General features: G+C 67.3%; 18 protein-coding genes. 6 read left to right on the top strand and 12 right to left on the bottom strand.

What is annotated here, in order from left to right:
* From ACFOPO_RS04815 to ACFOPO_RS04795, 5 genes are read right to left on the bottom strand one after another with little or no spacing between them, the layout of a single operon-like run.
* Positions 1–354: a response regulator gene (locus ACFOPO_RS04815; RefSeq protein WP_386701470.1), complete on the bottom strand. Its 354-nt coding sequence runs from the start codon at positions 352–354 to the stop codon at positions 1–3.
* Entirely contained in the window at positions 329–2,077 is a 1,749-nt protein-coding gene (locus tag ACFOPO_RS04810; RefSeq protein WP_386701468.1) for an ATP-binding protein, read from the bottom strand. Before ACFOPO_RS04810 ends, ACFOPO_RS04815 begins: the two co-directional genes overlap by 26 nt.
* A 49-nt stretch (positions 2,078–2,126) precedes the next feature.
* Positions 2,127–3,419: a tetratricopeptide repeat protein gene (locus ACFOPO_RS04805; RefSeq protein WP_386701466.1), complete on the bottom strand. Its 1,293-nt coding sequence runs from the start codon at positions 3,417–3,419 to the stop codon at positions 2,127–2,129.
* Complete coding sequence (locus ACFOPO_RS04800; RefSeq protein ID WP_386701464.1) at positions 3,416–3,634, bottom strand: hypothetical protein; 219 nt, start codon at positions 3,632–3,634, stop codon at positions 3,416–3,418. The genes ACFOPO_RS04805 and ACFOPO_RS04800 overlap by 4 nt, the downstream gene beginning before the upstream one ends.
* A complete protein-coding gene (locus ACFOPO_RS04795; protein ID WP_386701462.1) occupies positions 3,631–5,109 on the bottom strand; it encodes a glycosyltransferase in 1,479 nt (492 codons plus the stop codon). The genes ACFOPO_RS04800 and ACFOPO_RS04795 overlap by 4 nt, the downstream gene beginning before the upstream one ends.
* A gap of 158 nt (positions 5,110–5,267) precedes the next feature.
* Between ACFOPO_RS04795 and ACFOPO_RS04790 the strand changes: the two genes are divergently transcribed.
* The 3 genes from ACFOPO_RS04790 to ACFOPO_RS04780 are packed head-to-tail and all read left to right on the top strand — an operon-like array spanning position 5,268 to position 7,208.
* Positions 5,268–6,236 carry an ATP-grasp domain-containing protein gene (locus ACFOPO_RS04790; RefSeq protein ID WP_386701459.1) on the top strand — a complete coding sequence of 323 codons (969 nt, stop codon included), beginning with the start codon at positions 5,268–5,270 and terminating at the stop codon, positions 6,234–6,236.
* On the top strand, positions 6,212–6,856 hold the full coding sequence (locus ACFOPO_RS04785) for a histidine phosphatase family protein (RefSeq protein WP_386701457.1): 645 nt from the start codon (positions 6,212–6,214) through the stop codon (positions 6,854–6,856). Before ACFOPO_RS04790 ends, ACFOPO_RS04785 begins: the two co-directional genes overlap by 25 nt.
* Positions 6,846–7,208 (top strand): hypothetical protein, encoded by a 363-nt coding sequence (locus ACFOPO_RS04780; RefSeq protein WP_386701455.1) that lies wholly within the window; start codon positions 6,846–6,848, stop codon positions 7,206–7,208. Before ACFOPO_RS04785 ends, ACFOPO_RS04780 begins: the two co-directional genes overlap by 11 nt.
* 22 nt (positions 7,209–7,230) lie before the next feature.
* On the opposite strand, the gene ACFOPO_RS04775 is transcribed toward ACFOPO_RS04780, so the two are convergent.
* Positions 7,231–8,241, bottom strand: a complete 1,011-nt coding sequence (locus tag ACFOPO_RS04775; RefSeq protein WP_386701453.1) for a PIG-L family deacetylase — start codon at positions 8,239–8,241, stop codon at positions 7,231–7,233.
* A 3-nt stretch (positions 8,242–8,244) separates the two neighbouring features.
* The gene (locus tag ACFOPO_RS04770) at positions 8,245–9,078 is read right to left on the bottom strand and encodes a phosphatase PAP2 family protein (RefSeq protein ID WP_386702669.1); all 834 of its coding nucleotides are present in this window, start codon (positions 9,076–9,078) and stop codon (positions 8,245–8,247) included.
* A 194-nt stretch (positions 9,079–9,272) separates the two neighbouring features.
* Here ACFOPO_RS04770 and ACFOPO_RS04765 point away from each other — a divergent pair, with 194 nt between their 5' ends.
* Positions 9,273–10,640: an amino acid permease gene (locus ACFOPO_RS04765; RefSeq protein ID WP_386701450.1), complete on the top strand. Its 1,368-nt coding sequence runs from the start codon at positions 9,273–9,275 to the stop codon at positions 10,638–10,640.
* 134 nt (positions 10,641–10,774) lie between these two features.
* Here ACFOPO_RS04765 and ACFOPO_RS04760 read toward each other — a convergent pair whose 3' ends face one another.
* The 4 genes from ACFOPO_RS04760 to glnA all read right to left on the bottom strand — a co-directional run bounded on the left by ACFOPO_RS04760 (position 10,775) and on the right by glnA (position 15,140).
* Positions 10,775–12,187: an ammonium transporter gene (locus ACFOPO_RS04760; RefSeq protein WP_386702668.1), complete on the bottom strand. Its 1,413-nt coding sequence runs from the start codon at positions 12,185–12,187 to the stop codon at positions 10,775–10,777.
* Between the two features lie 183 nt (positions 12,188–12,370).
* A complete protein-coding gene (locus tag ACFOPO_RS04755) occupies positions 12,371–12,709 on the bottom strand; it encodes a P-II family nitrogen regulator (RefSeq protein ID WP_158732090.1) in 339 nt (112 codons plus the stop codon).
* A 35-nt stretch (positions 12,710–12,744) separates the two neighbouring features.
* Positions 12,745–13,503 (bottom strand): TorF family putative porin, encoded by a 759-nt coding sequence (locus tag ACFOPO_RS04750; RefSeq protein ID WP_386701448.1) that lies wholly within the window; start codon positions 13,501–13,503, stop codon positions 12,745–12,747.
* A gap of 227 nt (positions 13,504–13,730) precedes the next feature.
* The gene (gene glnA, locus ACFOPO_RS04745) at positions 13,731–15,140 is read right to left on the bottom strand and encodes a type I glutamate--ammonia ligase (protein ID WP_386701446.1); all 1,410 of its coding nucleotides are present in this window, start codon (positions 15,138–15,140) and stop codon (positions 13,731–13,733) included.
* A gap of 263 nt (positions 15,141–15,403) precedes the next feature.
* Here glnA and ACFOPO_RS04740 point away from each other — a divergent pair, with 263 nt between their 5' ends.
* Both ACFOPO_RS04740 and ACFOPO_RS04735 read left to right on the top strand, forming a co-directional pair.
* Positions 15,404–16,258, top strand: a complete 855-nt coding sequence (locus tag ACFOPO_RS04740) for an undecaprenyl-diphosphate phosphatase (RefSeq protein WP_386701444.1) — start codon at positions 15,404–15,406, stop codon at positions 16,256–16,258.
* A 72-nt stretch (positions 16,259–16,330) separates the two neighbouring features.
* Positions 16,331–17,176, top strand: coding sequence for a DUF4377 domain-containing protein (locus tag ACFOPO_RS04735; RefSeq protein ID WP_386701442.1), 846 nt, complete (start codon positions 16,331–16,333; stop codon positions 17,174–17,176).
* Between the two features lie 12 nt (positions 17,177–17,188).
* On the opposite strand, the gene ACFOPO_RS04730 is transcribed toward ACFOPO_RS04735, so the two are convergent.
* The gene (locus tag ACFOPO_RS04730; protein WP_386701440.1) at positions 17,189–18,265 is read right to left on the bottom strand and encodes a diguanylate cyclase domain-containing protein; all 1,077 of its coding nucleotides are present in this window, start codon (positions 18,263–18,265) and stop codon (positions 17,189–17,191) included.
* Between the last annotated feature and the right edge of the window lie 4 nt (positions 18,266–18,269).

The following is an 18,269-nucleotide window of genomic DNA, read 5'->3' as shown; positions in this document are numbered from 1 at the left end:
TCAGGGCGTCGCGAATGCCGCCTGCACTGCGGCGATGCTCACCGGCTTCTGCAGCACGTCGTCGAAGCCGTTGTGCACCAGCGACTCCATCTCTTCCGGCAGCACCGATGCGGTGTACGCCACGATCCGCAGCGGACCTTGCTGCAACTTCCGCAGCGCCAGGCAGACCTCGCGACCGTCCATGCCGGGAAGGCCGATGTCGAGCAGCACGGCGTCGAATGCCTCGCGCTGGAAGCACTCCAGCGCGGAGGCGCCGTTGTCGCATTCCACCGCTTCCCAGCCGACGCGTTCCAGAATCGCGCGGGCGAGCTTGCGATTGACCAGGTCGTCATCGACGATCAGTACGTGTGGCATGGCCTGAGCCCTCGTTGCTTGCGTGAACCGGTGCGCTCGCACGTGCAGTGCCGGGTCCTGTCACCGGAATCGAGAATGTGACGCTGGTGCCCGCGCCTTCCTGCGATTCGATCTCGATCGCACCGCCGTGGAGGGCGACCAGTTCCCTGGAGAACGCCAGGCCGAGCCCGGCGCCGGCCAGGGCCCTGGAGGCTTCGTCACGCCCTTCGCTGAAGGGCTGGAAGAGCCGACTCTTGATCTCGTCCGTCATGCCGATGCCGGTATCGGAGACACGCACGCAGGCCTGGCCATCGCGCAGGAACAGGTCCACCGCGACATGGCCGGCGCGGGTGAACTTGACGGCGTTGTGCAGCAGGTTGTGGAGGACTTCGCGGATGCGGACGCCGTCGCAGGTCACCCGCTCGGGAAAACCGGCCGCGACGTCGAGGCGAAACCCCAGCCCCTTCTGCTTGGCGACGATGGCATGGATGCGCGACACGCTCTGTGCGACCTGGCGAAGGTCGACATCGCCCAGCCGCAGCTGCAGCGTGCCGTTCCGCAGCTTGGCCAGGTCGAGGATCATGTTGACCAGGTCCAGCAGGTGGCTGGAGCTGTCGTGGATGTACTCGCCGTACTGGCGCTGCTCCGGCTCGCTGGCGGTGGTCTTGACCAGTTCGGAGAATCCGAGGATGCCGTTGAGCGGCGTGCGCAGGTCGTGGGAAATCTTCGCCAGGAAGGTCGACTTGAGCTCGTTCGCCTGGCGCTCGCTCCTGGCGAGCCGTTGCAGCGTGCGCTTCTGGCGCCTTGCCAGCACGGCGGCCAGGATGGTGAGCAGGCCGACACCGACGGTGAAGGCAACCGATCCGATCAGGTAGATCCGCCGATGCAGCTCGTAGTCGACCAGTGCGTCCTTGCGCGAGATTCCGACGACGATGATCAGCCGGTAGTCGCCCAGGTAGCCGCCTGACCACAGGCGCGGCACGACGTCGACCAATGGCACCGGCACTTTCTCGACGGTGCCGTCGTTCAGGCGCCTGAAGACCTGGTAGCTGGGCAGCCTGGCCGCCGGGACCTGGACGGCGCCGTGCAATGCGGCGCGCGGGCGACCGTCCAGCCCGAGTATCGCGGCGATATCGTCGCGACCCAGTTCGACCGCGCCGAACTGACGGGCCATCGGGCCGACGTTGAGCCTGCGCAACCGGCTCAGGATCTGCTCCGGTCGCACCTTGGCGACCACGGCACCGGCGAATGAGCCGTCGGGCCGCAGGATCGGACGGCTGACGATGAGCGCATCCGGCCGCCCTGCCCTCGCCGGCAGCGGCGTGGAGACCACCGTTCGATCGACCACTGTCCCGCCGGGAATGGTCGCCGGAAGCCATTCGGGGCTGCCCGACGCCTCGCCCACGGCCAGACGGTTGGCGGCATCGAGGATCGCCACTTCGATGCTCCGCTGTTCCGGAAAGCCCGCGTCGCGCAGCAGGCGATCGATGTCGATGTCCTTGCCGCGGGCCAGGTAGGCCGCGCGAACCACCCGCAGCATCTGGTCGATATCGTCGATCCGGTGCAACGTCTGTTCGGCGAAGGAGCGGCTGAGGCCGTTGGCCTCGCGGTAACCCTCGATCAGGGCGCGACTGCGGTCCTTGGCAAGCTGGCTGTAAGTCACGCCCCAGGCGAAGAAGATCATCATGGGGCCGATCAGCAGCATCAGCAATGCAGGGTCGAGACGGCTGGACCAGCGCCGCATGCGGGTCCTGAACGCGGATTCTTCGCGAGGGGCGGGCGGGACGTTCACGCTACTGCCATTCCACGCGCCAACCCAGCAGTGCTTCGGTTTCGTCACCGAGGCTGCGGTGCTCGATGGCGAAGGTGATGGCTTGCCGGTTCGGCAATGGCCACACGCCGCGGACATGGGTGATGAAGTTGTCCGGGTCGACGCCGTAGCCGATGCCGCCGGTGAGTTGCAGGCGGTCGCGCTCGTAGGTGAGGTCGGCGACGTAGGACATGCTGTCGTCGCCGATGTCGGGTTGCGAGTAGTAGCCGACCAGCGTGGCGTAGGTGTGTTGCGATGTCGGGATGCTCAGGCCTGCATGCCACAGGCGGTCGTCCTGCGAAGTGGCGCCGAACTGCTGGCGGACGCCGGCAAATCCCTGCACCTTGCCGCCGAGGCGATGGCCGAGGTTGAGCTCGATGCGCTGCGTGTCCTGGGCGGTGTCGTATTGCCGGTACTCGTAGGCGACTTCCCAGAAGTGCTGGCCCGGGACACGACGCAACCAGCCGATGCGGCCGCTGTTGGAGGGCAGCACGCTGGGATCGAGCGGATTGAGCGAAGGCAGCTCGCGATCGTTGTGCTCGTAGCGGATGTTGAACGCGTCCCTGGCATTGGCGGCGATCTCCAGTTGCGCCACGGCACGATTGGAATCGCCCGGCGCCAGGTCCTCGCGTCCGGCGGCGAGATCGAGGCGATAGCGCCATCCCGTCGCGAGTTCGGCGAGGCCAGCCTGCACGTCCGGGTCGCCGGGATGGGCCGCCTGCAGGGTCTGCAGGCGCTCGCGGGCATCGTCGTAGCGACGCTGTTGCAGGGCCACCATCGCCAGCCCGGTCTGCGCTTCGCGGTCGTCGGGATTGGCCGACACCAGTTCGCGGTAGATGGCTTCAGCTTCATCAGGACGGTATTGCTGGCGGGCGACCCGGGCCAGGCCGAGGCGTGCCGGCCGCGATGCGGGATCGGACTGCAGGACCTGCAGGTACAGCGCGCGGGCCTGCTCGGGGCGCTGCTGGAACTCATGCGTCACGGCCAGCTCGAGTGTCGGCGCCAACTCGCCCGGCGCCTGCGCGTGTGAGCGGGCCAGTGCATCGACGGCGTCGTCCAGCCGCCCTGCATCGCGTGCGAGCACGCCGGCCAAAAGGTCTACCCGGTAGTCGTTGCTGCCCGCGGCGCGACACTGGCCGAGCAATGCATCGATCTGCGCAGTGGGCCGAGGCTGCTGCTCCATCAGCCGCTGTGCCTGGTCGAGCTCGCACGTCGCCGCGGCGGCCGTCGGTGCCGCCGCCAGTGCCGCCAGCAGTGGAAGGACCACAGCGTTCATTGCGCCATCCAGAAACGCAGCCCGACCAGTCCGAGCAGCAGCACAAGGATGACGAGCTCCGCATACAGGAGACGTCGCTCCCGGCGCATGTCGGCCTGCACGATGGCCGTAAATTCGGCCGGGAGCCCGGTCGCGGTGGATTGCATCGGGTTCTGCGCGGCGGCTTGTGCGGCGGTCTGCACCGTCGACTTCACCGTGTTCTTGAGGTCGCTCATTCCAGTTGCCTCACCTTGCCTGTCTTCACCGTCTTGTCCCACTTGCGCTCGGCCCCGCGCAGCTCCTGCACGTAGGCGGACAGCGAGACGGCGCACAACACCGGGCCGACGCCCACCAGCGCCAGCAACGGACGCACCAGCCATGCCGGTGCGCCAGCGCGTTCGAGCCGATACAGCGCCCACGCAGCCGCCATGCACGCGCCGACCCACGCGTACAGCGCCAGGATGACCACGGCGTGCCAGTCCCATTGTTCGCCCGGCGACGGGAAGGCCAGCACCAGTTGCTGCAGCCGTTCCGGGAACACCGACCAGGCCATCAGGCCCACCGACAGCAGCCCCGGGAACAGCGCGCCTTCCAGCCAGGACCGCTTCGACGTCTGCGGGTCGATGACGAAGCACATCAACAACTGGAACAGGTAGACGAAGACATTGGTCAGCCACAGCACGTGGAAGGCACGCCATGCCCATGCCGGGTTCAGGAACAACAGGCTCAGGCCGCCGACCATCGCCATCAGCATCAGGATCGGTGTCAGCACGGTCGCGAACCAGATCAGCCCGAACACCAGGCCGCCGATGCCGCGATGCGAGAACGGGCGGAACCAGGCATGGCGGAACGCCCAGCTCAGCTGCAGGTTGCCGCGCGCCCAGCGCAGGCGCTGCTTCCACAGGCTGACGAGTGCATCGGGTTCTTCGGCCCAGACCACCGCGCTGGGGTCGAACAGGGCGCGCCGGCCGCTGAGCTCGGTGAGGAACGTCGTATAGGTGTCCTCGGCCAGGGTCGAGGTGTCGATGGCGCCACCGATGGCAATGAGATTTTCCCGCGAGTGCAGCTGCGCGCCACCGGCGACGCAGGCCATCACGCCCATCACGTTCTGCGCGCGGCGCGACGCCGCCTGCGCGGTGATGTACTCGAAGGCGATGGAACGCGAGACGTATCCGCCCGGATCGCTGCCTTCCTTGATGTACGCAGTGATCGCGCCGACCTTGGGGTCGGCGAGGTGGCGCACCATCCTGGTCAGGGCATCGCGCGAGTACTGCACGTCGGCGTCGGTGATCAGCACCGCTTCCATCCAGTCGTCGCCCAGCACGTGCGCCAGGCCGTAGTTCAGCGTGTGCGCCTTGCCCTGCCCGCCCTTCTCCCGGCGCAGATGGAATACGTTGCCCGGATAGCGCAGCGCGGCGGCCTGGGCCAGCTGCGGGGTCTGGTCGGTGCTGGCGTCGTCGATCACGTACACGCGCAATGCATCGCGCGGATAGTCGAGCGACATCATGTGCTCGATGGTGTTGTCGATGACCAGCCCTTCGTTCCACGCCGGGATCAGCACGGCCACGCGGCGTGTCGCCGGCGCGCAGTGCGGGTAATGGTTGCGCACGCCATGCAGGCCAACCAGCAGGAACTGGATCAAGGCCGCCAGCTGTGGCGCGGTGCCGAGGAAAACAGCGACCACGCACACCCATACCCAGACTTCCTGCATGCGCGTTGGCCTCCGCACGACCCGAGGGCAGTCGCCCATTCATGACCGTTGCTCTTTACCACAACCGCTGAGTGCTCCCCGCGAACCTGCAACGCGTGAAGATCACCGTCACGAACAAGCGGATAGCGTTCCGCGCAGCTGTTGCCGAATAGAAAATCATGCGAGTGCTCATCACCGGTGCAGGTGGTCCCTCGGCGGTCAGCGTCTGGAAATCGCTGGCCGACGACCACGACCTGTTCCTCGCCGACATGGACCCGGATTCGCCAGGCCTTTACCTGGTGCCGGCGTCGAGGCGGTTCTTGATTCCCGGCGGCGAGGACCCCGCGCTGGTTCCGGCGCTGCTCGAGCTGTGCCGGGCGCATTCAATCGAAGTGCTGATCTCCACGGTGGACGCCGAGCTGGCGCCGCTGGCGGAGGCGGACGCCGCGTTCGCCGCCATTGGCACGCGCGTGCCGCTGTCGCCGGCGCCGGTACTGCGCCGCTGCCGCGACAAGTGGGCGCTGCTGTCGCACCTGTCGGGCAATCCGGCCGTGCCCTATTGCGTGGCGCTGACGGCGGACTCGCTGCCGACGATCACCAAGTTCCCCTGTTTCGCCAAACCGCGCGCCGGATCGGGTTCGCGCGGCATTGCCATGATCGGCAGCAGCGAAGACCTGGCGGCGCTGCCCCAGGACGGGTCTTACCTGGTGCAGGAACTGCTGCCCGGCCCGGAGTTCTCGGTCGACGTCTACGTGAGCCAGCACGGTGAACTGGTCGCGGCGGTTCCGCGCGAGCGCATCCGCACCGACTCGGGCATCGCGATCACCGCGCGCACCGTGCACATGGCCGAGCTGATGGAGTCCGCGACCACCATTGCCCTGGCCGTTGGCGTGCGGTTCGTGGCCAACGTCCAGTTCAAGCAGGCCAGCGACGGGCGCTACAAGCTGCTGGAGATCAATCCGCGCTTCCCGGGCAGCCTGCCGCTGACCGTTGCCGCCGGCGTCGACGTGCCGCGGCTGCTGATGGACGACCTGCAGGGCAAGCCGCTGCCGCCGGGGCCCATGGAGTTCAGGGAGATACTCATGGTCCGCTACTGGACCGAGAAGTACCTGGATCCATCGGAATGGCAGGCGCTGTGCCGCCGCTGAGCGTGCTGCTGGTGAGGCACGCGCAAACCACGGCAAACGCCGGCGAGGTCACGGACAACCATGCCGACATCCGCCTGACCGCGCTCGGCGAACAGCAGGCGCGAGATGTCGCCCTCGCCGTCGGCCAGTCGCCGCCGGACCTGATCGTGGTGTCGCCGTTCCGGCGCACGCTGGACACCGCTTTGCCGCTGATCCAGGCACATCCGACCGTCGCGGTGGAGACGTGGCCGATCGAGGAATTTTCTTACCTGGCGCCGGCACGGGCGGAGCGCACCAGTCCGGCCGAGCGCAAGCCGATGGTGGCCGAGTACTGGCAGCGCGCCGACCCGCTGTACGTCGACGGCGCGGGCGCGGAGTCGTTCGCGCATTTCGTCGGGCGCTTGCGCCGGTTCCACCAGCGCCTGTGGCAGTGCAGCGGCCGCGTGGTGGTGTTCGGCCACGGCCAGTTCCTGCGCGGTTTCGTGCTGGGGCTGCACGAGGGATTTTCCGAAACGAGCGAAGCGATGCTGCGCTTCCGCGAGGTCGAGACCGGCAGCCCGGTCCGCAATGGCGAGGTCATCGCCGTGGCGCTGCCGCCGCCGGGCGGGGTGATCCATGTCGGTAGCAGCGATGGGCAGTAACGGTGACCTCGACCTTGCCGCTGCCGCCAGGCTGCTGGGCGACGAGCAGCTGGTGCCCCTGGTGGCCGATGCGTTCGCCAGTTCGGCACCGGCGCTGCTTCGGCAGTTGCGCGAGTGCATCCTCGCCGACGACGCAACGGAAGTGCGCCGGCACCTGCATCGTTTGACGCCGACGTTGGCGCTGCTTGCCAGCCAGGACCTGCAGGACCAGTGCGAACGCGTGTTCGCGCTGTGGCGCGCGCCGCGTGTCGCCGAGCGGGAAGCGCGCTCGCTGGCGCTGGCCGATCGCCTCGACTCGCTGGCTGGCGATGCCGTCCAATGGGTGAATCGGCAGGGTCAGGCGGCGCCGTGAGGCGCTGTGAATTCCGTGCGCTTCACTGCGCACTGTGTCGTATGACTTCCAGTGGCTCGGCCATGACATAGCCGGCGAAACGCCCCCAGTAGCGCGCCGTGGCAACGATCAGGTCGGGCGCCAGGTAGGCGCGCAGCGCGGTCTGGCTGCTGTAGGCATCGATGGCCTGGAGCTTGTGCTGCAGGTGGTCGGTGATGTCGATGAACAACCCCGGGCGGAATTCCACCGTCGCCGAGGGCGGCTGGTAGCAATACACCTTGCCGACACCGCGCGCGGCCACCATCGTCGCGCGATAGGTGTTGCGATGATCCTGGTGGGTGTCGTACTGCGAGTGCGTGTACACGTGGGTAGGATCGACCTGTGCAATCACCTGCTGGATCAGCTCGATGCTGGCGCCGCCTTCGGGCACCTGGGTGTCCTGCAGGTCGCCGAGGATCAAGTGTGCGTGCAACAGCCCGGCGGCGGCATGCGCTTCGCGCGCACGGATGCGGGCGTCGCCACCCTGCGCACCGTGGCTGAGGGTGAGGATGGTCACTTCATCCTGGCGCGCCGCGTGCATCGACAAGGTGCCGCCGCAGCCGATCTCGACATCGTCCGGATGCGCGCCAACAGCCAGCACCGAGCAGCGTTCCTGCTGGCGACGCCGACGCGTGCGCTGGCTCAGGGTGCGCACCTGCTCGAGGAATTCCTCCCGTGCGAACGGCTTGAAGAGCAGGCCGTCGGCGTCGTTCTGCAATGCGGTGCGCGCGTACTCGGCGCTGACCACGCCGGTCATCACCAGCACGCACGTCCACTTGTGCACCGCCTTGACCGCCTGGATCAGCTCCAGGCCACTGCCGCCGGGCATCTCGACGTCGGTGATCACGAGGTCCCAGTTGCGCGTCCCGATCGCCGCCCTGCCCTGGATCGCATCCACCGCCAGCGTCACCTGCGCCTGTTCGCCTTCCTCGAGCCACTGCCGCACGATCACGGCGTACTCGGGGCTGTCTTCCACCACCAGCACCTGCAGGGGTTGGTCGGGACGTATTGCCATGGGTTACAGCACGCGCTCGAGTTTGCGTTGCAATGCGGTTGCCTCGGCCGCGCAGTCGCGACCGGGGGCAAGGCCCTGGCTGCGCGCGCTCGCGATCTCCGCCTTCGCCGCGGCCAGGTCGGCCTCGAAGGTCGGGTCTGCGTGCAGGCGCGCGACGGTGCCGGCGCCCATGAAGCGGCCTTCGAGGATGTCGCTCTGCCAGTGGACGTTGCAGACCAGGCGGCTCTCGCCGAACGAACGGCCGCGGGCGAGGATCGCATTGGCGCGGTCGGGTGCGAGCTCGGCGAGGATCAGCGCCCACGCCCAGCCGATGGTGGTGTGCCCGGAGGGATAGGAACCGTCCTTGCGCAACGCGGCCTCTTCGTCGGGCGTGCAGCTGGCCTCCTTGGCGAGCGCGAACGGCCGCGTGCGGTTGTACTGGTTCTTGGCGCCGTAGGTCGACAGGCCGGCGTCGACCATGCTGCGCTGGAGCAGCAGGTACAGGCGCGGCGTCGCCTGTTGCGAGACCGGGATGCCCAGCGCGCATTCAAACGTGCCTGCCGCGTGCGGGAAATGCAGGTCGGCATCGCTGATCGCCTGCTGCCAGCGCGGCGTGCCGCGCAGGGTGATGGCTTCCTCGCGCACGGCCTGGTCGTGGGCGAACGCGGCCGAGCCCTTGGCCGGCGGCGCCGGGACCAGCGCCAGGCTGTCGAGGTACTGCTCCTTGTGCAGGTAGCCGGCGGGAATGCCCGGCGCGATTTCCGGGACGGCGGCGGGGGCGGTTGAGGCTGCCGCTGGTTCGGCGGCGACGTTGGCCGCTTTGGGCGCCTGGCTTGCGCAGCCGGCGAGCAGGACCATGCTCGTCGAGATCAGGCCAGCGCAGAGGGCCAGGTTGAGGGCGACGGGTCGGGGGCGCATGTCCATGCTCGCGTGGAATCGGTCCACGAACCTTCACGACGTCGCGGTGAAAACCCCGTGAGAGGTTGCGCCCGGCCAATGCTGCGCTGGCAGGACACGTTATTGTGGCGGCCCGCCCGTTGCCGGATCCGTAGATGGCCTCTCCTGTCGCACCAGCCGCAGCATCGACCCAGCTCAAGCACGCACTGCAGCCACGGCAGCTGATCATGATGGGCCTTGGCAGCGCGATCGGCGCCGGCCTGTTCCTGGGTTCGGGGGTGGGCGTGCAGGCCGCCGGACCGGCGGTGCTGGTGTCGTACCTGGTCGCCGGCGCGCTGGTGATCATCGTCATGAACGCGCTGGGTGAAATGGGCGCGGCCAAGCCGGCCAGCGGCGCGTTCTCGGTGTACGCGGCCGATGCCATGGGCGCGACCGCCGGCGCGACGGTGGGCTGGTTGTGGTGGGCGCAGCTGGTGATCGTGATCGCGGCCGAGTCGGTCGGTGCGGCGGGCCTGCTGGCCACGGTATGGCCATCGTTGTCGGTGCCGCTGGCATCGCTGACCTTCATGCTGTTCTTCACCGCCATCAACCTGATGGGGGTGAAGAACTTCGGCGAGTTCGAGTTCTGGTTCGCGATCCTCAAGGTCGTGGCGATCGTCGCCTTCATCCTGATCGGCATCGCCCTGCTGCTGGGCCTGCTGCCTGAGGTCGCCTCGCCGGGGCTGTCGAACTTCACCGCCCACGGCGGATTCGCGCCCAAGGGCCTGGCCGGGATCGGCGCGGCCCTGCTGGTGGTGGTGTTCGCCTTCGGCGGCACCGAAATCGTCGCGGTGGCGGCGGCCGAGACCCAGGACCCCGAGCGCAGCATCGCCCGTGCGATCCGCACCGTGGCGTGGCGCATCCTGGTGTTCTACATCGGCTCGCTGAGCGTGATCATCGCAGTGGTGCCGTGGACGAGCCCGGCGCTGTCGTCGCCGTTCGCGGCGGTGCTGGAGGCGGCGAAGATCCCCGGCGCGGCGACCGCCATCACGCTGATCGCGGTGATCGCGCTGCTGTCGGCGCTCAACGCCAACCTCTACGGCGCCTCGCGCATGATCCATTCGCTGGCCGAGCGCAGCGAAGCCCCGCGCTGGCTGGCGCGGGTGAACCGCAGCCAGGTGCCGGTGGCGGCGGTGCTGTCGTGCGTGGTGTTCGGTTTCATCGCCACCGCCATGGAGCTGCGCTATCCGGGCAAGGTGCTGCCGGTGCTGCTCAACGTGGTCGGCTCGACCTGCCTGCTGGTGTGGACGATCTCGCTGGTGTCGCAGTTGATCCTGCGTCGCCGTGCCGATCGGGCGGGGACGCGGTTGCCGTTCCGGATGCGCGGGTTCCCGTACCTGACGGTGATCGCGCTGGCGATCCTGGGGTTAATCTTCCTGTTGCTGCTGTCGGGGTCGGAGACGCGGCTCCAGTTTCTGTCGATGCTGGGGCTGACGGTGGGGATCGCGGTGGTGAGTGAGGTGGTGCGGCGGCGGAGGGGTTGAGGGCAAGGCTTGGGCATCGACAAGTTGCGGTAGCTCGGGCACCCATCCCCTCCCAACCCTCCCCTTGAAGGGGAGGGCTTTGTGCTCCTGATGGTGATGGTGCCCCTCCCCCGTTCGGGAGAGGGGCTTGTTGCTCAGTTCTCGTAGGCCGATTCGCCGTGCGAGGTGATGTCGAGGCCTTCGCGCTCGGACTCTTCCGACACGCGCAGGCCGACGGTGTACTTCACGATCAGGAAGCTCAGCAGGGCGACCACGCCCGACAGCACCATCGTCACCAGCACGCCCTGCAGCTGGATCCAGACCTGCGAGGCGATGGAGTACTCCGGCAGCGCGGTCTCGGTGACGTAGTCCCAGATGCCCGAACCGCCGAGCGCCGGCGACGCGAACACGCCGGTCAGCAGCGCGCCGAGGATGCCGCCGATGCCGTGCACGCCGAACACGTCGAGGGCGTCGTCGGCGCCGAGCAGGCGCTTGAGTCCGTTCACGCCCCACAGGCACACCGCACCGGCAAGCGCGCCGATGATCATCGCGCCGCAGAGGCCGACGAAGCCCGCTGCCGGGGTGATCGCGACCAGGCCGGCGACCGCGCCCGAGGCCGCACCCAGCATCGACGGCTTGCCCTTGCTGACCCATTCCAGCGCCGTCCAGCCCAGCACCGCCGCGGCGGTGGCGAGGAAGGTGTTGACGAAGGCCTGGGCGGCGACCGCGTTGGCTTCCAGTGCGGAACCGGCGTTGAAGCCGAACCAGCCCACCCACAGGATCGACGCGCCGACCATGGTCTGGGTCAGGTTGTGCGGCTTGATCGCCTCACGTCCGTAGCCCACGCGCTTGCCGATCACGTACGCGCCGACCAGGCCGGCCACCGCGGCGTTGATGTGCACGACCGTGCCACCGGCGAAGTCGAGCGCGCCCTTGGCGAACAGGAAGCCGGACTGGGCCAGCACGCCCGGAACGGCATCGTTGCCGGTGAACGCATCCGGGCCCGGGAAGAACCACACCATGTGCGCCATCGGTGCGTAGGCGAAGGTGAACCACAGCACCGTGAACAGCATGACGCCGGCGAACTTCACCCGCTCGGCAAACGCGCCGACGATCAGTGCGCAGGTGATGCAGGCGAACGCGCCCTGGAACACGAAGAACACCAGCTCCGGGATGTACACGCCCTTGGTGAAGGTCGCGCCCATCGCGGTGGCGTCCAGGCCCTTGGCGAACAGTCGGTCCCAGCCACCGATGAAGGCGTTGCCGCTGGTGAACGCCAGCGAGTAGCCGTACAGCGCCCACAACACGGCGACCAGCGAGAACACCAGCAGGCACTGGATCAGCACCGACAGGACGTTCTTGCTGCGCACCAGGCCACCGTAGAACAGCGCCAGCCCGGGCAAGGTCATGAAGATCACCAGTGCCGAGCACACCAGCAACCAGGCGACATCGCCCTTGTTGGCGACCGGTGCGGCCGCGGCGGCCGCTTCCTGCGCGAGGGCGAGTCCGGGAGCTGCCAGGATGGCGACAGCTGCCAGGAGTCGCGGAAGGCGGAAGGCATCGACCATGCGGCTGCGCTCGCGTGCATGAATGTCGTCATTCCCGCGAAGGCGGGAACCCAGTGTCGTGGGTAGTGTCACGTTGTTGGTCCCCGAAGTAGCGTCTGACGAAGCACAGTCGCTGGGTCCCCGCCTGCGCGGGGATGACGGCTGCAAGGTGTGGTGAGGAAGGTGGTTGTTCATGGCATCACCTCACAACGCATCGTCATCGAGCTCGCCGGTGCGGATGCGCACCGTGTGCTCGAGGGCTTGAACAAAAATCTTGCCGTCACCTACCTTGCCCGTGCGCGCGGCCGTCTGCAGGGCTTCCAGTGCCGCCTCGAGCACCGACTCGGCGACCGCGCATTCGACCTTGAGCTTGGGTAGGAAATCGACGACATACTCGGCGCCGCGATAGAGCTCGGTATGCCCCTTTTGTCGGCCGAAACCCTTTACTTCGGTAACGGTGATGCCGGACACGCCGACTTCGGTGAGCGCTTCGCGCACCTCGTCGAGCTTGAACGGCCGGATGATCGCGGTGATCAGTTTCATCTCGCAGCTCCGTGGGTTTGGATGGCTCTCTACTGTCAGAACGTCTTGGTCAGGGTCAGCACCACGGTGTCTTCGCCGAGGTAGTTGCCGTAGCGGTTGGTGTAGAGCGCTTCCTCGGCGTCGGTGTCCTGATAGGCCAGGGCGATGGCGAAGCCGCCGTCGAAGGACTTGGTGACGCCGAGCTTCCAGTCGACGTACTCGAAGTCCTCGTTGTTCTCGATCCACTGCTTGCCGGCGTGGGCGTTGAGCGTCCAGGTCGGGACGAACTCCCAGTTCACTGCCGCATCGAGATAGCCGCTGCCGTCCGAATCGGCGTAGCCGAACAGATCGGTCAGGGCGTAGGAGTACTTGGCGGCGAACACGCCGGCGCTGATGCCGAAGTAGATTTCGCCGGTGTCGGGGCTGTTGAAGCCCGAGGGATAGTCGCCGGGATACCAGTAGTACAACGCGCCGACGTCGAAACCCACGCTCTCGCCGAACTTGCCACGGTAGCCACCGTAGAAGTCGAGCTCAAGGCTGTTGGAAATCGAATCGGGTGAGACGTTGGTGTCGGACAGCCAGCTGACGTTGCTGCCCCAGCTGCCGACGTAAAAGCCGCTGTCGGCGGCATATTCGATGCCACCCTGCAGGGCCGGTTCCTGGTTGTTCTGCGAGATACCGCGGAAAAGATAGTCACTGGTCAGTGACAGTGAGCCGGACGTGCCGGCGTGTGCGTTGGCCATCCCCATGCCCACGAGCGCGATGGAAAGGATGGTTGCAGCGCAGGTCTTGCTTGCAGTGGTTCGAGACGACATGACGCAGGCTCCTCATAAGCGGTGGCCCCTCCCCGGTCATTGCTTCGTGCTCTTGCAACGCGGACGTTGGTGTCGTCTCCCGCGCTATCACTGGGACGCACTTCGCCTTGCGGCGGGCGCAGCCCGTCGATTTGGGTTACCTCGTGGATTGGTTGGAACGGCAGGGGGAGGCGAAGAGCACCCCACCCCAACCCTCCCCTGCATTCGCAGGGGAGGGAGCGGAGCAATCAGACCGTGTAGTACATCTGGTATTCGAGCGGGTGCGTGGCCGCGCGGAAGCGCGTCACTTCCTGCATCTTCAGCGCGATGTAACCGTCGATGAAGTCGTCGGTGAACACGCCGCCGGCCTTGAGGAAGTCGCGATCCTTGTCGAGTGCTTCCAGCGCCTGGTCGAGGCTGTGGCACACGGTCGGGATGTTCTTCTCTTCTTCCGGCGGCAGGTCGTACAGGTCCTTGTCGCTCGGAGCGCCCGGGTCGATCTGGTTCTTGATGCCGTCCAGGCCGGCCATCATCAGCGCGGCGAAGGTCAGGTAGCCCGACTGGATCGGATCCGGGAAACGGATCTCGATGCGACGTGCCTTCGGGTTGGCCACGAACGGAATGCGGCAGCTGGCCGAACGGTTGCGGGCCGAGTAGGCCAGCATCACCGGGGCCTCATAGCCCGGCACCAGGCGCTTGTAGCTGTTGGTGCCCGAGTTGGTGAAGGCGTTGAGCGCGCGGGCGTGCTTGAAGATGCCGCCGATGTACCACAGCGCCATCTGCGACAGGCCGCCGTAGCCGTCACCGGTGAACAGGTTGACGCCGCCCTTGGCCAGCGACTGGTGCACGTGCATGCCGCTGCCGTTGTCGCCGACGATCGGCTTGGGCATGAAGGTCGCGGTCTTGCCGTTGCGGTGGGCGACGTTCTTGATGACGTACTTCATGGTCATCAGCTCGTCGGCCTTCTTCACCAGCGAGTTGAACTTGGTGCCGATCTCGCACTGGCCGGCGTTGGCCACTTCGTGGTGGTGCACTTCCACTTCCATGCCGACCAGTTCCAGGGTCTTGCACATCTCGGCGCGCAGGTCGTGCAGCGAGTCGAGCGGTGCGACCGGGAAGTAGCCGCCCTTCACCATCGGGCGATAGCCGGTGTTGCCACCGTCGTACTCGCGGCCGGAGTTCCAGTGCGCTTCTTCCGAGTCGATGTGGAAGAAGGTGTGGCCCATTTCATTGGCGAAGCGGACCGAGTCGAAGATGAAGAATTCCGGTTCCGGGCCGAAGAAGGCCTGGTCGGCGATGCCGCTGGACTTGAGGAAGGCCTCGGCGCGCTTGGCGACGCCGCGCGGATCGCGCGAGTAGGCCTGCATGGTCGCCGGGTCGAGGATGTCGCAGGTCAGCACCAGGGTCGGATCGGCGGTGAACGGGTCCAGGAACGCGGTGCTGGCGTCCGGCAGCAGGACCATGTCGGACTCGTTGATGCCCTTCCAGCCGCTGATCGAGGAACCGTCGAACATCTTGCCGTCTTCGAACAGCGCCGGCTCGACGATCGACTTCGGGAAGGTCACGTGGTGCTGCACGCCGCGCATGTCGACGAAGCGCAGGTCGACGAACTCGACCTTGTGGTCCTTGATCAGCTTTTCTACGTGTTCGATCGACATGGGTACTCCGGGACAGGGGAATGACGGATTGGGAAAAAGTCGGCCGCGTTGGCCGCACTTGTCTATACGAACGCAATGACCGTGCCAACTTTTACTGACTCGTAAGCGGTTGATTTTGAACAGGGCGCCGGTAGCGCCGACACGAGATCGCACCATTGTGGTGCACCAGGAAGGGCCAATGCCTCAACCGGGTGCAAACGCCGATCCGGTATGCTGCCGCGTCGCGCGAACCCCGCCACTACACATTTTCGACGGCCCACTGCATGACTGATCTGCTCGCCGCGCTGCTGCTCGGCATCATCGAAGGCATCACCGAGTTCCTGCCGATCTCCAGCACCGGCCACCTGCTGATCGCCGAGCGTTGGCTCGGCCACCGCAGCGATCTGTTCAACATCTCGATCCAGGCCGGCGCGATCCTCGCGGTGGTGCTGATCTACCGGCAACGGCTGTGGGACCTCGCGATGGGCTTCATCGGCCGCCGCGCCAGCGCCGAGCACAGCCCGGCCGGCATGGCGCTGACGCCGGCACAGGCGCGCGACTACGCCTTCAAGCTCGCCGCCGCGTTCGGCGTGACCGCGGTGCTCGGCCTGGTGGTCAAGAAGCTCGGCTTCGAACTGCCCGACCAGGTCACGCCGATCGCGTGGGCGCTGGTGATCGGTGGCGTGTGGATGATCGCGGCCGAGCATCTGGCCGCCAAGCGCGCCGCCAAGCTCGGTGAACGCGCGGCCATCACCTGGACGGTGGCGATCCTGGTCGGCATCGCGCAGGTGGTGGCCGGCGTGTTCCCGGGCACCTCGCGCTCGGCGGCGACGATCTTCGTCGCGCTGCTGGCTGGCACGACTTCGCGCGCGGCGGCGACCGAGTTCGCGTTCCTGGTCGGCATCCCGACCATGTTCGCGGCGACCGCGTACGAGCTGATGCACGTGCTGGGCAACGGCGAAGCCGCGAACGAAGACTGGACCGCGCTGGCCGTGGCGTTCGTCGCCTCGGCGATCACCGCGTTCGTGGCCGTGAAGTGGCTGCTGCACTACATCCAGAGCCATCGCTTCACCGCGTTCGCGATCTATCGCTTCGTGCTGGGCGCGGCGCTGTTGCTGCTGGTGCCGACCGGTACCTGAATCGGCGATGGGGGTCTTCACCCCGTTTTAGGCCGCACTGCGTTTCCATTGGCACCCGCAATGGAGACCGCAATGAACCGATTGATGCTGCTTGCCCTGCCCCTGGCCCTCGCCGCCTGCGCCAAGGCGCCGACACCGCCGGAGGCGGCAACGCCCACAGCGGTAACGCCGCCTGCAGCGACGACGCCGGCGGCAACCCCGGCGGCAAGCACCACGATCGATGCCGCCGCGCTCGGCAGCCAGCACTGGAAGCTCGAGCAGGCGGTCGACGCCAAGGGCCAGCGCATCGACGCGCTGTTCGCCCGCGCCGACAAGCCGCTGCAGCTCGACTTCCGCGACGGCCGTGTCAGCGTGAGCAATGCCTGCAACCGCATGGGCGGTGGCTACACGCTCACTGGCGACCGCCTGCAGGTGGCGCGCATGGCCGCGACGCTGATGGCCTGCACCGATCCCAAGCTGATGGCGCTCGACCAGGCGATCGGCAAGCGCCTGGAGGCGCCGCAGACGGTCGCGCTGCGCAACGGCGACCAGCTCGCGCTGACTTCGGCCGATGGCGAAGTGCTGACGTTCCGTGGCGAGCCCACGGCAGAAACCCGTTACGGCGGACCCGGCGAAACCGCGTTCCTCGAAGTCGCCGCGCAGACCAAGCCGTGCAGCCACCCGCTGATCCCGAACAAGCAATGCCTGCAGGTGCGCGAACTGCGCTACGACGATCGCGGCATCAAGACCGGCACGCCGGGCGAGTGGCAGCCGCTGTACCAGGACATCGAGGGTTACGAGCACACCGACGGCGTGCGCAACGTGGTGCGCGTGAAGCGCTACACGATCAAGAACCCGCCGGCAGACGGCTCCTCGATTGCCTACGTGCTCGACATGGTGGTCGAGTCGGAGAACGTCGCGGCGTCGAAGAAGAAGTAACGGCCCTGCCGATCAGGCCGGCACGCGCGACTGCTTGCCGGCCTTGATCGCGTACATGGCCGCGTCGGCCTGCATCAGCAGCTCCGACAGCGTCGCCCCTGGCGTATCCGCCGGGTCGATCACGCCGACACTCAGCGACAGCACGTAGGGCTGGTTGGCGTGCAGCGCCGCCAGCTGCTTCAGGCCGACTTCGACGCGGCGGCGCACGGTCGCCTCGTCGATCGGATCGAGCGCGAGCACGGCGAACTCGTCGCCACCCCAGCGCGCGAGCACGTCGGCTTCGCTGAACACCACGCGCATCAGTTCGGCGGCCTGGCGGATCATCACGTCGCCGGCGGCATGGCCGTGGCGGTCGTTGACCTGCTTGAGGCCGTCGAGGTCGATGAAGATCAGCCGGCACGGCTGGTGCAGGCGCCGCACCACTTCCAGCTCCTGCGTCGCCAGCACCTGGAAGCCGCGGCGGTTGTGCAGGCCGGTGAGTTCGTCGGTCAGCGACAGCAGGCGCACTTCGCGCTCGGCGCGTTCGCGCTCGAGCATCTCCTCGCGCAGCAGCTGGTTGGTGAGCGCCAGCTCCTCGGTGCGGTCGAGCACGCGCTGCTCCAGTTCGGCATGGATCTGGATGTTCTCCAGCGCGACCGAGGTGGCATTGGCCAGGGTCTGCAGCAGGTGCGTCTCGTCGGCGCTGGGCATGTGGTGCTGCGCCCAGTAGCTGCCGATCGCACCGATCGGCTCGAGCGTGCGGATCGGCGTCATCAGCAGGCTGCGCACGAACGTCGGCCGATAGGCCGCGTGCGGGATGCGGTCGTCGGCGTAGATGTCCTCGATCGCCACCGCGGTGCGGTTGAGCATGCACCAGCCGCTGATGCACTGGCTCAGCGGGAAGCGCTGGCCTTTCCACAGGGGCGAGATCGCGTCTTCGTCGAAGTAATAGCACTGGCCGGCATCGCGCAGCACCAGCGAGGCGCCGTCGGAACCGGCCAGTGTGCGCGCGGCACCGCGCACGATCGCGGCGATGCTGTCGAGGTCGCGTGCCAGCGACAGCTGCTGCACGGCCTCGACCAGCGACTCGAGTTTTTCCTGGTATTGCATCGCA

Source organism: Lysobacter sp. GCM10012299, assembly GCF_042649405.1.
In the GTDB taxonomy this organism is placed as follows: Bacteria; Pseudomonadota; Gammaproteobacteria; order Xanthomonadales; family Xanthomonadaceae; genus Lysobacter_J.
This window is presented reverse-complemented; position numbering and strand designations above follow the sequence as displayed.

What these genes read in the sequence shown, in the direction of transcription:
- ACFOPO_RS04815 (WP_386701470.1), bottom strand. Translation starts at nt 354, where the DNA reads ATGCCACACGTACTGATCGTCGATGACGACCTGGTCAATCGCAAGCTC.
- ACFOPO_RS04810 (WP_386701468.1), bottom strand. Translation starts at nt 2,077, where the DNA reads ATGCGGCGCTGGTCCAGCCGTCTCGACCCTGCATTGCTGATGCTGCTG.
- ACFOPO_RS04805 (WP_386701466.1), bottom strand. Translation starts at nt 3,419, where the DNA reads ATGAACGCTGTGGTCCTTCCACTGCTGGCGGCACTGGCGGCGGCACCG.
- ACFOPO_RS04800 (WP_386701464.1), bottom strand. Translation starts at nt 3,634, where the DNA reads ATGAGCGACCTCAAGAACACGGTGAAGTCGACGGTGCAGACCGCCGCA.
- ACFOPO_RS04795 (WP_386701462.1), bottom strand. Translation starts at nt 5,109, where the DNA reads ATGCAGGAAGTCTGGGTATGGGTGTGCGTGGTCGCTGTTTTCCTCGGC.
- ACFOPO_RS04790 (WP_386701459.1), top strand. Translation starts at nt 5,268, where the DNA reads ATGCGAGTGCTCATCACCGGTGCAGGTGGTCCCTCGGCGGTCAGCGTC.
- ACFOPO_RS04785 (WP_386701457.1), top strand. Translation starts at nt 6,212, where the DNA reads ATGGCAGGCGCTGTGCCGCCGCTGAGCGTGCTGCTGGTGAGGCACGCG.
- ACFOPO_RS04780 (WP_386701455.1), top strand. Translation starts at nt 6,846, where the DNA reads ATGGGCAGTAACGGTGACCTCGACCTTGCCGCTGCCGCCAGGCTGCTG.
- ACFOPO_RS04775 (WP_386701453.1), bottom strand. Translation starts at nt 8,241, where the DNA reads ATGGCAATACGTCCCGACCAACCCCTGCAGGTGCTGGTGGTGGAAGAC.
- ACFOPO_RS04770 (WP_386702669.1), bottom strand. Translation starts at nt 9,078, where the DNA reads ATGGTCCTGCTCGCCGGCTGCGCAAGCCAGGCGCCCAAAGCGGCCAAC.
- ACFOPO_RS04765 (WP_386701450.1), top strand. Translation starts at nt 9,273, where the DNA reads ATGGCCTCTCCTGTCGCACCAGCCGCAGCATCGACCCAGCTCAAGCAC.
- ACFOPO_RS04760 (WP_386702668.1), bottom strand. Translation starts at nt 12,187, where the DNA reads ATGGTCGATGCCTTCCGCCTTCCGCGACTCCTGGCAGCTGTCGCCATC.
- ACFOPO_RS04755 (WP_158732090.1), bottom strand. Translation starts at nt 12,709, where the DNA reads ATGAAACTGATCACCGCGATCATCCGGCCGTTCAAGCTCGACGAGGTG.
- ACFOPO_RS04750 (WP_386701448.1), bottom strand. Translation starts at nt 13,503, where the DNA reads ATGTCGTCTCGAACCACTGCAAGCAAGACCTGCGCTGCAACCATCCTT.
- glnA (WP_386701446.1), bottom strand. Translation starts at nt 15,140, where the DNA reads ATGTCGATCGAACACGTAGAAAAGCTGATCAAGGACCACAAGGTCGAG.
- ACFOPO_RS04740 (WP_386701444.1), top strand. Translation starts at nt 15,404, where the DNA reads ATGACTGATCTGCTCGCCGCGCTGCTGCTCGGCATCATCGAAGGCATC.
- ACFOPO_RS04735 (WP_386701442.1), top strand. Translation starts at nt 16,331, where the DNA reads ATGAACCGATTGATGCTGCTTGCCCTGCCCCTGGCCCTCGCCGCCTGC.
- ACFOPO_RS04730 (WP_386701440.1), bottom strand. Translation starts at nt 18,265, where the DNA reads ATGCAATACCAGGAAAAACTCGAGTCGCTGGTCGAGGCCGTGCAGCAG.